The organism is Afipia sp. DC4300-2b1, from assembly GCF_049895725.1.
In the GTDB taxonomy this organism is placed as follows: Bacteria; Pseudomonadota; Alphaproteobacteria; order Rhizobiales; family Xanthobacteraceae; genus Afipia; species Afipia broomeae.
Genome location: NZ_JAFCSX010000007.1, coordinates 47,932 through 60,206 on the forward strand (window position 1 = coordinate 47,932; position 12,275 = coordinate 60,206).

The following is a 12,275-nucleotide window of genomic DNA, read 5'->3' on the forward strand; positions in this document are numbered from 1 at the left end:
GTCAGTGTCCTGTAAATGCCGGAATGCGCTTTTCGGAGAAAGCAGCGATGCCTTCCTTCGCATCCGCGCTAGCCAGCAAATACTGAAGGCTCGCGCGCTCCATATCGAGACTGTCCGCAAGACTCAGCGAGCGGGATTTACGGATTAGTTCGAGAGTTCGGACAATCGCCAGCGGCGCATTCGCGGCAATACGTGTCGCGATCCTGAATGCAATGTCCATCAACTGCTCCGGCAAGACGACACGACTGATGAGACCGGCGCGCAGCGCAGTGTCGGCATCGATCGCTTCACCGGTCAGCAGCATTTCCGCCGCGACAGCGGGCGCGATGAAGCGAGGGAGGCGGGTCGCGCCGCCGGCACCGGCCAGCACACCGACCTGTACTTCCGGGAGTCCGAATTTTGCGTTGGCGCTGGCGATGCGGATGTCGGATGCCAGCGCTAGTTCAAGACCGCCGCCGAAGGCGAGTCCATTGACCGCCGCGAGAATTGGCTTGCGTGTGGGATAAACACGCGTCAGTCCGCAGAACGTGCCGTCATCGGCATTGATCTCGTTGCGGCGGCGCAGATCGGGCAGAAGCTGGGCGATATCGCCACCTGCGCAGAATGATTTCTTCGTTCCGGTGAGAACGATGCAGCGAACGTCGTCGGCCTGTTCCGCCCAAGCCCAGGCTTCGCGGAGCAACAGATCCGTCGCAGGGTCGATGGAATTTAGCTTGTCGGGGCGATTGATTGTGATGAGAGCTACGCCGGGGCGTGGGATGTCACGCAAGACAGTCATGAATCAACCTTTGTGCGGAGTTCGCGCTTGAGAATTTTTCCGAGATAGTTTTTCGGCAGTTCGTCATAACTCATGAAGAGAATACGCTTGGGCGTCTGGTAGCCGCCGAGCTCCTTCCTTGCAAACGAGATCAGATCGTTCTCGTCCGCGGACATGCCGTTATGTAAAGTGATGACGGCAGTAACCATCTCACCCCAATGATCGTCCTGCGTGCCGATGACGGCGACTTCCCTGACCGCAGGATGCTTTGCCAGCACATGCTCGACTTCCTGCGAGTAGACGTTCAGGCCGCCGGTTTTGATCATGTCCTTAGAGCGGTCATGGAACGTGATGAATCCGTTCGGGTCCATCACGCCGAGATCGCCGGTTAGAAGCCAGTCATCATGGAATACTTTCGCGGTCTCTTCGGGGCGGTTGAAATATCCGCTCATCACTGCGGGGCCACGGACCGCGATCTCTCCGACCGTATCCGGCAGCGCGTCGGTTCGATCTTCCCGCAGCATGCGAATTTCGCAATGGCGCACCGCACGGCCGATACTGCCGGGAGCGAGATCGTAGTCTTCAGGCTGTAGAACGGTGACGATGGGGCCGGCTTCGGTCAAACCGTACTCGTAATAAATGCCGAGACCCGGATTGAGCGATTCCATTTCTTCGCGCTCGTGACGGGGGAGGATGCCCGCGCCGGAATACCAGCGGCGGAAATGACGCCAGTCCGCCTTGGTGGCATTCGGATGCTTGACCACCTGCCGCGCCATGGTGGGCGGTGTGAATCCGTTGGTAACGTGCTCACGCTGCATCATCTCGATCCATGCGTCTGCAGTGAACTCGCGCAAGATCACAGCCGTGCCGCCGAGATAGAGATGCGGTAGCAGCCAGGTATTCAAAGCCGCCGAGTGATGCAGCGCGGTTCCGAGCAGGGTGGTGTCCCACTCGGTCATCCGCGTGGACAGCGCCTCATTGATGACGTTCCAGTACAGGTTCGCGTGGGTCAGCAGCACGCCCTTGGAGACGCCGGTCGTGCCTCCGGTAAACAAAATGACGTTTCCGTCCGTAGGGTGTACGCGCGCGAAGGCATGCGGTTCGCGATGCCGGGCTGTTAGGTCATCCAGCGATGAGCGGGACAGTTCGATCGTATCGGGCAGACCGGGGAAGCCCGACACCCCGGCGCGCGAGCCCGCATCGGTGAACAACAAGCTCACGCCCACACTCTGCATCATCGCGACCAGACGATCGGGCGTCTCGCGGTAGTTCAGTGCGGTCGCAACCGCGCCGAGCTTGACGATGGAAAGATATACCAGCACCCATTCGACCGAGGCGCCGGCAAGAATACCGATGCGGTCACCGGCACGAACGCCGCGGGCTGCGAATGCTGCGGCGAGAGCGTCTGTTTGCTGATCAAGCTCCGCATAGGTCAGGCGCCGCCGGTCGTCGACAATGGCGACCTTGGTTGGCCGCTGACGCGCATGAAGATTGATCCATTGTCCGACGGCTTGCATGCAGGGTCCCTAGAAGTTAGTCGATCAGAATATCGGCGGCGAGCTCAGTGTCCGGATTGATCGCGTAGTGCGAAAAATCCGAAATTCCTTCGTCCCGCAGGAAGTCTTCATCGATCAGGCTATGGCCGGAGAACGTGCGACTGTCTTTGGTCACGATCCGATAAGCAGCATCTGCCATGATCGCGGGATGCCGGCTGCGGCGATAGTCATCTTCGTAATGCACGCGGACGGCGTCGGTTGCAATCATGGTTCGCGGCCAAAGCGCGTTTGCAGCGATGCCGTCTCGCCGGAATTCTTCTGCGACTCCCAGCGTGCACATGGTCATGCCGTACTTGGAAATAGCATAGGCCGCATAAGTGCCATACCATCTTGCACCCGTGCTGATCGGCGGCGACAGCGTGAGTACGTGCGGGTTCTTTGACATCCGAAGATGCGGAATCGCATAGTGCGAGCAGAGATAGGTTCCGCGGGTGTTGATTGATTGCAGCAGGTCATAGCGCTGCGGGGAGGTATCGAGAAGTCCGGTCGGGCTGATCGCGCTCGCGTTGTTAACGAGGATATCAAGGCAGCCGAATGTTTTAACCGTAGCCTCTATTGCGTTTTTGACGGCTTCAGTATCCCGGACGTCCACCTGCAAAGGGAGAGCTTCTCCGCCGACGCGGCGGATTTCATCGGCGACCGTATGGATGGTGCCGGGAAGGGACGAGTGTGGATCGCTCGTCTTTGCAGCGATCACGATCTTCGCGCCGTCCGCCGCGAACTTGAGCGCGATCTCGCGACCAATACCGCGGCTGCCACCGGTAATGAATACAACCTTATCCTGCAACGGACTCATGTCATGCTCCCTTGAAAACAGGCTGTCGGCGCTCAGTGAACGCGTTTACACCTTCACGGAAATCCGCGGTGCCTGCGCATTGCGCGAAGGCTGCGAGCTCGGATGAAAGCTGTTGATCGAATGATGTCGTGGGAGCCTGATAGGCGAGGCCTTTCAGGGCGCGTACGGAAGCCGGAGCATTTCCGCGCAAGACATCGACCATACGGCTGACTTCCGTCTCAAGATCGGCAGAGGACGCTAACCGATTGATTAGTCCCATCTGGAAGGCGTCGGCGGCAGTAAACGTTTCGCTTAGCAGCAGGAGTTCGAGGGCGCGGCGTTGTCCGAGTACGCGGGTCAGGGCATGCGTCATGCCGCCGTCAGCGCTGGCGCCCAGCTTGCGGTAGGCGGCTGCAAACTTCGCATTGTCGTCTGCGACGACGAAGTCGCAGGCCAGCGCCAGTGACAGCGCGCCTCCGGCGCATGCGCCATGCACGACCGCAATGGATGTTGCGGCCGAGCGCCGTAACGAGAGCAGGGCATCGTGAAAATTGGTTATGACGTCCGCGATCGCGCGTGCGATCGTATCGCCTGCCTCTGTGAACATCGCCATATCGCCGCCGACGGAGAAATGTCGGCCGCGCCCGCGCAGTACGACGACGCGGATATCGGGATTGGCCTCGAGGTCGAAAACGACGGTTTTGAATTCCGTCATCATTTGAAGATTGATGCCGTTGCCGTTTTCCGGCCGATTTAACCAGATCGTCGCGACTTGACTGTCGAGGGTCAGCTCAATGGTGGAAAACTCGCGGGGCATCATGTTCTCCGTTGCGATAGTTAGGAGTTCACTCCCGTACGCCGGCAACGAGAAGAGCGACGTCGACAGCAGGCGAACTTGTTCGCAGGGCACGAAGCGCCTTTCGACGCCTGTGATGTCAGTCTGGACGCCGTAGCAAATCCTGTCTAAGAAAGCAACGGTTGACCGTTTGTTTATGAGGTGCGCTGTGACCGCCAAATCTTCCTCCGATATCAAGGCCGATGTCGTTCTTTGCGATATTGACGAGCGCGGCGTGGCGCGGATCATCATGAATCGCCCGGCCGTTCACAACGCGTGGAATCCGCAGGTAGTTGCGGCCCTGACCGACGCAATCGAAGCCTTATCGGCCGCGTCCCACGTTCGTGTGGTCGTGCTGACTGGCGAGGGAAAGAGTTTCAGTGCAGGCGGCGATCTGCGTTGGATGCGGGGAATACTCGATCAATCGTACGAGCAGCGCCGTGCGGATGCTGAACGAATCGGAAAGCTGCTGGTCGCGATCGATGCCTGTCCCAAGCCGGTCATCGCCCGTATCAACGGTGCGGCAATCGGAGGCGGCTTCGGCCTTGTATGTGCCTGCGATATCGCGGTGGCCTGTTCTGAAGCAGTTTTCGGGCTCTCCGAGGTCAAGCTTGGAATTATTCCTGCCATGATTTCACCGTTCGTCGTCCGCCGTCTTGGTGAGGCGGGGGCTCGCGCGCATTTCCTCACGGGGCGGGATCCGATGGCAGCGCAAAGAGCGCTCGGGATAGGACTGGTGCATCACGTTGTCGCGCGTGACGAACTTGATGTCGCCGTGGAGGCCGAGTTGCGAACGGTATTGAAGTCTTCACCAGCTGCAATCGCCGAGGCCAAGCGGTTGTTCCGGCGGGGAAGTGCGCGAGATATTGAGGTTGCAATCAAGGAGGCTGCCGAGGCGTTGGTCAAGACTTGGGAGGGTGGCGATGCCCGTGAAGGCTTGACGGCATTCCTCGAAAAGCGAAATCCGTCTTGGCAATGAAACGGGCGGACAACCGTTTTTTTCTTGCGCCTGCTCCAAGGCACTGATAGCTCTCCTGCCGCGGCCCTTCGAAGAGGCTGGAATTGGGGAAACAAATGCTTGAGGTTGAAAACCTTCAGGTGGTCTACAACAACGCCATCGAGGCTGTTCGCAATGCGTCCCTCAATGTGACCGCGGGCGGTATTACGGCTCTGCTTGGTGCGAACGGCGCAGGCAAGACCACGCTGCTGAAGGCCATTTCCGGCGTGCTCTATCCTGAGGATGGCAAGATCCGCGATGGCATTATTCGCTTCGAGGGATGTGACCTTACCAAGCTTGCGCCGGATGATATCGTGCGGCTCGGCATCGCGCATGTTCCGGAAGGCAGGAAGCTCTTTATCGAGCTGACGGTAGAAGAAAATCTGGTGGTCGGAGGCCACACCACCAATCGTGCCGACATCGCCCGCCGCCTCGAAGAGATCTATCAGCTCTTCCCGCAACTTAAGAAGCGCCGCGCGGTTCTCTCCGGTTACCTTTCCGGCGGCGAGCAGCAGATGGTGGCAATCGGACGGGCGCTGATGGCCAATCCGCGATTACTGATGCTTGATGAGCCGTCATTGGGCATCGCCCCTCTTATGGCGGAAGCGATCTACGCAGCAGTGACGCGCCTGAGCAATGAGGGCGGTCTCACCGTCCTGCTGGTGGAGCAAAATGCAAGCCTGGCGCTTGATGCTTCGCGCAATGCGTTCGTTCTGGAGAACGGCCGGGTCGTGCTCGACGGCACCTCGGAAGAACTCAAGCGCAATGAAGATGTCTGTGAGTTCTACCTTGGGCTTGGTGCCAAGGGCGTTCGTCGCAGCATGCGGGATGTGAAGCATTACAAACGTCGCAAGCGGTGGCTGTCGTGAACGCAATTCTGGAAGTCAATCAACTCGGCAAGTCGTTCGGCGGCGTGCATGCGGTGCAGGATGTCTCATTCTCCGTCAAGCGCGGTGCGATCTGCAGCCTGATTGGGCCGAACGGCGCCGGTAAGACCACGGTCTTCAACATGATCAGCGGCCTTGTGCCGCCGACGCGAGGAACGGTGCGGTTCGAGGGCGAGGCGATCACTGGCCTGCCAGCACATCGCATGGCTCATCGTGGACTTGGCCGTACCTTCCAGAATCTTGCGGTCTTCGCTCATGCATCCGTCGTGGACAACATTCTGGTCGGGATGCATTCGCAATTATCAGCCAATCCACTGACGGCGGCACTGTATTGGGGTGGTGTACGCAGGCAGGAGATCGAGGCGCGCCGCCGCGTCGAGGAGATTATCGATTTTCTTGAAATTCAAAGCGTCCGTGACCTACCGGTCGGGACGTTGTCCTATGGCTTACAGAAGCGGGTCGAACTTGGCCGCGCGCTCGCGATGAATCCGCGTCTGCTGCTTCTGGATGAGATGGTCTCTGGCATGAACCAGGAAGAAACCGAAGATATTGCGCGTTTCATTCTGGATATCAAAGAACAGCTCGATATCACGGTGCTGATGGTGGAACACGACATGGGGATCGTGATGGATATTTCCGATCAGGTCGTAGTTCTTGAATTCGGCAAGAAGATCGGCGAAGGCGCGCCATCGGAGGTATCGCAGGATCCGCGGGTGATGGCGGCATATCTCGGAAACGCGAGGAGCGACGCAGCATGACGGCTTCGATCCGCGATCAGGCGCGCACCGGCTCGCTGCCAATTCCTCAATTGGTAAAGCTGTGGAGCGAACTCCAGCCCGATGCGCTCGCGTTCCGGGAAAAGGACTTCGGAATCTGGAAACGGATTACCTGGGGTGAGTATGCGCGCAATGTCGAACTGCTGGCGCTCGGCCTTGCCGAACTCGGATTCCGTGAGGGAGAGCGACTCGCGATCGCAGGTGAGGGGATTCCGGAGTGGATGTATGCAGACATGGCGGCGCAGTCACTCGGCGGCATTTGCGTAGGACTGTATCCCACGAGCCCATGGGCGGAACTCGCCTATATTCTCGATCATTCGGGGTCGCGGATCGCAGTGTGTGGAGACCAGGAGCAGGTCGACAAGGTTCTTGAAGCGCGGAGGCAGCGCGGTCTGCCAAACTTGAAGTGGATCATCTACGTCGATGACAAGGGTATGCGCGGCTATCAGGAAGATGGTCTCGTAAGCATCGCCGAAGTGATCGAACGCGGGCAGCGTCGGGCTGAGAGCGATGCTGTGGTTCTCACTAACTATCGGGAAAGGGCTGCAGCGCGCTCTCCGGACGATCCTGCGATTATCGTCTATACGTCGGGTACGACAGGTGCCCCGAAGGGGGCGCTGCTCTCTCATCGAAATATGCTGGTTGCCGGTTGCAGCGTGGTCGATACGTTCGGCTACCAAGGAAAAAACCTTGAGGTGCTCTGCTATCTTCCGCTGTGTCATGTCGCGGAGCGTTCGTTCTCGACCGTGATGCAGCTGTGCTGTGGCTCGGTGGTCAACTTCGCGGAGTCGGTGGACACCGTTTCGATGGACCTGCGCGAGATCGGACCCACGCTGTTCCTTGGCGTGCCGCGCATCTGGGAAAAGCTTCAGCAGACCATCACGATCAAGATTAAGGAGTCTTACTCCTTTCATCGCTGGGCTTATCAGGCTGCCCTCGCACTGGCGGTGCCGATTGCGCGTCGTGAAATCGCCTCGGGCGGATACCGCAGAGGACTACGCGACAAGCTGGTTGGAAAACTGCTGTATTTGCTGATGTTTCGGAACATTCAGAGATTCTCAGGTCTGCATCGGGCCGCCGTGTGTTTCTGCGGCGCCGCCTCTGTTTCACCGGAGACGTTGTTGTTCTTCCGGGCAGTCGGCCTACCGATCTATCAGGTCTACGGGATGACCGAAACGGCTGCGGTTGCACTGGTGCAGCAGCCGGATCACACCGCATTCGGATGCGTCGGTGTGCCCATTCCCTCGCTGCAGTATCGCCTTGGAGAAGACGGCGAACTGCAGATGAAGGGACCATCGGTATTTCTCGGATATCTCGACGCGCCGGAGGCGACTGCCGCGGTCCTTAACGACGGATGGCTTGCCTCGGGTGATATCGCGCGCATCGTCGACGGCGAAGTGCAGATTATAGATCGCAAAAAAGACCTGATCATCACGTCGGGCGGCAAGAACATCTCACCTTCTGAAGTCGAGCATGCTCTGAAAGAGAGTATTCATATCCGCGAAGCGATTGTCGTTGGCGATGGCCGTAACTTCGTGGCAGCGCTGATCCAGATCGACTACGATTCCGTCGGAAAATGGGCACAGGAGAGGGGGCTTTCTTTCACCACCTATCGAAGCCTGACCTTGCTTCCTGACGTGCGTGAACTGATCAATGGCGAGGTCAATGTCGCCAATTCGCGCTTCGCGCGAGTTTCTCAGGTGCGCAAGTTCTCGCTGCTGTCGAAAGAGCTCGATCATGACGATGGCGAACTGACGGCGACTATGAAAGTCCGTCGCAAGGCAATCGAGCAAAAATTCGCGAGCGAGATCGCCGAGATATACGGAGCAAAGGCGTGAGCTATTTTTTCGCACTTTTTGGTTCCGGACTTGCCGTCGGCGCGGTTTATGGTCTCGTCGCCATTGGTTTCGCCATCATCTACAAGGCAACCCGCGTCATCAATTTCGCCCACGGCGAGATGATGATGTTGAATGCCTATCTTGCGCACACCATCGCCATTCACACGGGCGTCGGTTTCTGGACGCTGGTGCCGATTGTCATTATCGTTTCCATCGTGATTGGCCTGCTGGTCGAAATGCTTCTGATCCGGCCGATGATCGGCGAGCCAACCATCTCCATCGTGATGATGACGGTCGGTCTGGCGATCATCATTCGTTCGCTGGTGGTGCTGATCTGGGGCGCGGCGCCGCTCGAGTTTCCTGCGCAGCCCGGCGACAGCGTCCTGGTTCTCGGGCCGATCCGTCTCTATCTGGCGCAGGCAATCGCGATCGGATTCCTCGTCGTTATCATGGCAGGCTTCGCCGCCTTCTATCGCTATACGCGTTCCGGCATCGCCATGCGCGCTGCTGCGAACAATGAAACCGTTGCGTTGCTGATGGGGATCGACGTGCGCCGGATCTATGCACTGGCCTGGGCGCTGGCCGCCGCGACCGCGGGGTTGGCCGGCTTGTTGGTTTCGACGATCTATGAAATCGGTCCGGATATGTCCGCGTTCGGCTTGCGGGCGTTTCCCGCGACCATTCTGGGCGGGCTGGACGCTGTCGGCGGTTCGGCGATTGGCGGCTTCATCATCGGCATCCTGGAGAATCTTGGCGAGGGCTATATCGGCCGGGGGCTGAAGGAAATCATCGGCTTCGTGATCATTCTGGTGGTTCTGATGATCCGTCCGTTCGGATTGTTCGGAACCCGCGATGTGGAGCGAGTATGATGCGTGCAGGTCATTTCAAGCAAAGCTATCCCGAGCTGGTTGCCTTCACGGACTCCACAGCGGTTAAGGTCTGGACAGGAATTTTGCTGTTGGCGTGCCTCGCGCTGCCGGCAGTTGCGGGTCCGTACTTCTTGACTCTGGCGACGACAATTTTAATCACGGCCATTGGCGTTGTGGGTCTCAATCTGCTGACTGGCGTCTGCGGACTGATCTCGCTGGGACAAGCTGGCTTCCTTGCCATCGGCGCATACACTGCAGGCATTGTTGCCGTAGATTATTCGCTATCGATTGTTCCAGGCATGATCTGCGGCGGGTTGTTCGCAGCGTTGCTCTCGTTGCTCGTCGGCGTCCCGTCGCTACGGCTCAAGGGACTCTATCTCGCGATTACGACGCTCGCATTCACTGTCATCGCCACACACACCATTCTCAATCTGGATTGGCTGACCCGCGGTTCAGCCGGACTATTCTTGCCTGCGCCCACGATTTTCGGCTTTCCACTCGCGACCAAGGCGGCCTTTTACTACTTCAGCCTTGTGATGGCCGTGCTGTTTGTGGTGGCCGCGATGAACATCATGCGCAGCCGGGTAGGGCGGGCCTTCGCCGCGATCCGCGATCACGATACGGCTGCAGAGATGATGGGCATCAATCAGGTGTCCTACAAGCTGATGGCATTTGCGATCTCGGCGTTTTTCACCGGCGCGGCTGGTGCGCTCGGTGCCTATCAGGTGCGTTATATCAACGTCGACAGTTTCGCGCTGCTCGTCAGCATCGAAGCGCTGGCCATGATTATTGTTGGCGGTCTCGGCTCGATCGCAGGCGCTATCCTCGGCACGATCTTCATGTCGTTGCTGCCAGAAGTGACGCGCTGGCTCTTCGATATGCTGGGCAGCGGGCTGACGGAGGTGTTCTCGACCCGTGCACTCGAGGTCCGCGGGTTGCTTTACGGCATCGTGATCGTGGTGGTGCTGCGCGTCCAGCCGGATGGCCTGATGGGTCTGTGGCGGGACGCGAAGCGTCTCTGGAGTAATTGGCCATTTCGATACTGAAGCAAACAATCAACAAGGGAGGCAAAGAATGCGTTTAGTGAAAAGAATCGTGGGTCTTGTCGCGTTCGGAGTGCTGGCAGGTGCCGCGCAGGCTGCAGAGCCAGGATTGACCGCGACGGAAATCCGTATCGGTGAAATCCTTCCCCTCACGGGCCCGGTGAGCTTCGCGGGTGAAGCTCACTATCTTGGCACCAAGGTTGCGCTTGCTGAAGCCAATGCATCGGGCGGCGTGGCCGGCCGCAAGATCGTCGCACTCACCGAAGACGACGGTTATGTTCCAGCCCGCTCATTCCAGGCCGCACAGAAGCTGCTTGCAGACGGCGTGTTCGCGATCACCGGGACATCCGGCACCAGTCATTTGAACGCGATGCTTCCGATGTTCATCGAGCAGAAGGTTCTGACGCTGGTCACGATCAATCCCGCGGAACAGGCCTACAATCCGGTCAAGAAGAACGTCTTTGTTATCGGCACCGACTACGGCAATGCGATCTATGCAGGCGTGCAGTACGCCGTGCAGAAGCTCGGAAAGAAGGACGCCCGGTTCGGCCTGATTTATCAGGACGATGATTTCGGCGCGAACAACAAGCTCGGCTATGAGCGCGCCATGAAGGATTTCGGCCTCAAGAGTGTGGTCGCGATTCCTTACAAGCGCGGTCAGAAGGATTTCTCGGCGGAAATGCTCCGCGTGCAGAATGAAAAAGTCGACTTTCTTGTTTCAGGTGGAATCATCGCGGAGAACGTGGCGATCTTCAAGGAAGCCAAGAAGCTCGGTATGACGGACCTGCGCGTCTCGACGGTTTGGACGGCGCATCTTCCGATCGTCCAGCAGTTGGCTGGCGACGCGGGTGATGGCTACTACACCGCGGACTACATGGCCGATCTGTCGGACCCAGAGGCGGCTCCATTCGTCGCGGCCGCAAAGAAGTTTCTCACTGCGGACGAAATGAAGAAGGTTAACCGCTACACGATGGCTTCCTATAGCGGCGCCAGCATTCTCATTCAGTCGATTCGCTCGTGCGAGAAGGACCTGACGCGCGACTGCGTCATTGCCCAGCTTGAAAGCGGCCGCAAGTTCTCCGTGAACGGTGCGACAGCCCCGTTCAGCTTTTCACCGACCAAGCATTTCTCGGACTCCCCCGTCAGCGTCATGGTGAGTGACACCAAGAACGCGCGGTTCGTCCGGGCTCCATAATGAGAAGATCGCGCCGGTCAGTCTCGGCCGGCGCGATTGACCTTGCGATGAGTGCTATAATGACGGGCGGAGAATCGGCGCTGGAAAGGATCACTTGATGGCTAGGACGACGGGCTCGACGGGAGTCAAAACCAAGGAGACGATCCGTCGCGCTGCCATCAAGCGGATCTATCAGCACGGGTTCGAGGCGATGAAGCTGCGGGATCTCGCGGACGACGTCGGCATCCAGGCTGGCTCCCTGTATAACTATATCAAGTATAAGGAGGATTTCCTTTACTTGCTGCTGAAGGACGTTCTTGTCGAACTGCTCGACGGACTGGCGAAAGAGGTGGAGGGCCCCGAGACGCCGCTGGCGGCGCTGGAAGCATTTATCGCGTTTCATTTGCGCTGGCACACGGCTCGCCGGGAAGAGGTGTTCATAGGCAATATGGAGCTTCGCAGTCTGTCGCCGTCGCACTCGGCGGAGATCGTAGGGCTTCGTGAAACCTACGAGAAGAAGCTGCGGGATATTTTGGAGTGGGGCAACAAGGACAAGGTCTGGAAAGTCCGGGACCCGAAGGTGACGACCTACGCGATTATTGCGATGTTGACCGGTGTTTGCACCTGGTACAAGCCGCGCGGTCGTCTCTCGCAAGAGCAGTTAATCGAGGTCTATCGTGAACTCGTGCTGCGCGGGATCGGACTCCTTAAAAAATAAAAGCTGAGGCGGGACCTGGACAGAAGCTTCCTCTATAAAAAAACGGTCAA

12 protein-coding genes are annotated in these 12,275 nt (G+C 58.4%); 8 read left to right on the plus strand and 4 right to left on the minus strand.

From position 1 onward, the window contains the following. Position 1 precedes the first annotated feature (1 nt). From ACP7AL_RS23880 to ACP7AL_RS23895, 4 genes are read right to left on the minus strand one after another with little or no spacing between them, the layout of a single operon-like run. Entirely contained in the window at positions 2-778 is a 777-nt protein-coding gene (locus tag ACP7AL_RS23880; protein ID WP_425994875.1) for an enoyl-CoA hydratase/isomerase family protein, read from the minus strand. After that, a complete protein-coding gene (locus ACP7AL_RS23885) occupies positions 775-2,274 on the minus strand; it encodes a class I adenylate-forming enzyme family protein (RefSeq protein WP_425994877.1) in 1,500 nt (499 codons plus the stop codon). Before ACP7AL_RS23885 ends, ACP7AL_RS23880 begins: the two co-directional genes overlap by 4 nt. A 16-nt stretch (positions 2,275-2,290) precedes the next feature. Continuing rightward, a complete protein-coding gene (locus ACP7AL_RS23890; protein WP_425994879.1) occupies positions 2,291-3,109 on the minus strand; it encodes an SDR family oxidoreductase in 819 nt (272 codons plus the stop codon). A gap of 1 nt (position 3,110) precedes the next feature. Further along, positions 3,111-4,103, minus strand: coding sequence for an enoyl-CoA hydratase/isomerase family protein (locus tag ACP7AL_RS23895; protein ID WP_425994881.1), 993 nt, complete (start codon positions 4,101-4,103; stop codon positions 3,111-3,113). Here ACP7AL_RS23895 and ACP7AL_RS23900 point away from each other — a divergent pair. The 8 genes from ACP7AL_RS23900 (at position 4,093) to ACP7AL_RS23935 (ending at position 12,225) form a co-directional block, all read left to right on the plus strand. Further along, positions 4,093-4,902: an enoyl-CoA hydratase-related protein gene (locus ACP7AL_RS23900; RefSeq protein ID WP_425994883.1), complete on the plus strand. Its 810-nt coding sequence runs from the start codon at positions 4,093-4,095 to the stop codon at positions 4,900-4,902. The genes ACP7AL_RS23895 and ACP7AL_RS23900 overlap by 11 nt on opposite strands. 95 nt (positions 4,903-4,997) lie before the next feature. After that, positions 4,998-5,789, plus strand: coding sequence for an ABC transporter ATP-binding protein (locus tag ACP7AL_RS23905; protein WP_425994885.1), 792 nt, complete (start codon positions 4,998-5,000; stop codon positions 5,787-5,789). Then, positions 5,786-6,565 (plus strand): ABC transporter ATP-binding protein, encoded by a 780-nt coding sequence (locus ACP7AL_RS23910; protein WP_425994887.1) that lies wholly within the window; start codon positions 5,786-5,788, stop codon positions 6,563-6,565. Before ACP7AL_RS23905 ends, ACP7AL_RS23910 begins: the two co-directional genes overlap by 4 nt. Next, the gene (locus ACP7AL_RS23915) at positions 6,562-8,421 is read left to right on the plus strand and encodes an AMP-dependent synthetase/ligase (RefSeq protein ID WP_425994889.1); all 1,860 of its coding nucleotides are present in this window, start codon (positions 6,562-6,564) and stop codon (positions 8,419-8,421) included. The genes ACP7AL_RS23910 and ACP7AL_RS23915 overlap by 4 nt, the downstream gene beginning before the upstream one ends. Continuing rightward, complete coding sequence (locus ACP7AL_RS23920; protein WP_425994891.1) at positions 8,418-9,290, plus strand: branched-chain amino acid ABC transporter permease; 873 nt, start codon at positions 8,418-8,420, stop codon at positions 9,288-9,290. Before ACP7AL_RS23915 ends, ACP7AL_RS23920 begins: the two co-directional genes overlap by 4 nt. Then, positions 9,287-10,336 carry a branched-chain amino acid ABC transporter permease gene (locus ACP7AL_RS23925; RefSeq protein ID WP_425994893.1) on the plus strand — a complete coding sequence of 350 codons (1,050 nt, stop codon included), beginning with the start codon at positions 9,287-9,289 and terminating at the stop codon, positions 10,334-10,336. The genes ACP7AL_RS23920 and ACP7AL_RS23925 overlap by 4 nt, the downstream gene beginning before the upstream one ends. Before the next feature lie 28 nt (positions 10,337-10,364). Next, on the plus strand, positions 10,365-11,528 hold the full coding sequence (locus ACP7AL_RS23930; RefSeq protein WP_425994895.1) for an ABC transporter substrate-binding protein: 1,164 nt from the start codon (positions 10,365-10,367) through the stop codon (positions 11,526-11,528). 97 nt (positions 11,529-11,625) lie between these two features. Then, a complete protein-coding gene (locus ACP7AL_RS23935; protein WP_425994897.1) occupies positions 11,626-12,225 on the plus strand; it encodes a TetR/AcrR family transcriptional regulator in 600 nt (199 codons plus the stop codon). Positions 12,226-12,275: the final 50 nt, after the last annotated feature.

What these genes read in the sequence shown, in the direction of transcription:
- ACP7AL_RS23915 (WP_425994889.1), top strand. Translation starts at nt 6,562, where the DNA reads ATGACGGCTTCGATCCGCGATCAGGCGCGCACCGGCTCGCTGCCAATT.
- ACP7AL_RS23905 (WP_425994885.1), top strand. Translation starts at nt 4,998, where the DNA reads ATGCTTGAGGTTGAAAACCTTCAGGTGGTCTACAACAACGCCATCGAG.
- ACP7AL_RS23880 (WP_425994875.1), bottom strand. Translation starts at nt 778, where the DNA reads ATGACTGTCTTGCGTGACATCCCACGCCCCGGCGTAGCTCTCATCACA.
- ACP7AL_RS23925 (WP_425994893.1), top strand. Translation starts at nt 9,287, where the DNA reads ATGATGCGTGCAGGTCATTTCAAGCAAAGCTATCCCGAGCTGGTTGCC.
- ACP7AL_RS23885 (WP_425994877.1), bottom strand. Translation starts at nt 2,274, where the DNA reads ATGCAAGCCGTCGGACAATGGATCAATCTTCATGCGCGTCAGCGGCCA.
- ACP7AL_RS23930 (WP_425994895.1), top strand. Translation starts at nt 10,365, where the DNA reads ATGCGTTTAGTGAAAAGAATCGTGGGTCTTGTCGCGTTCGGAGTGCTG.
- ACP7AL_RS23935 (WP_425994897.1), top strand. Translation starts at nt 11,626, where the DNA reads ATGGCTAGGACGACGGGCTCGACGGGAGTCAAAACCAAGGAGACGATC.
- ACP7AL_RS23890 (WP_425994879.1), bottom strand. Translation starts at nt 3,109, where the DNA reads ATGAGTCCGTTGCAGGATAAGGTTGTATTCATTACCGGTGGCAGCCGC.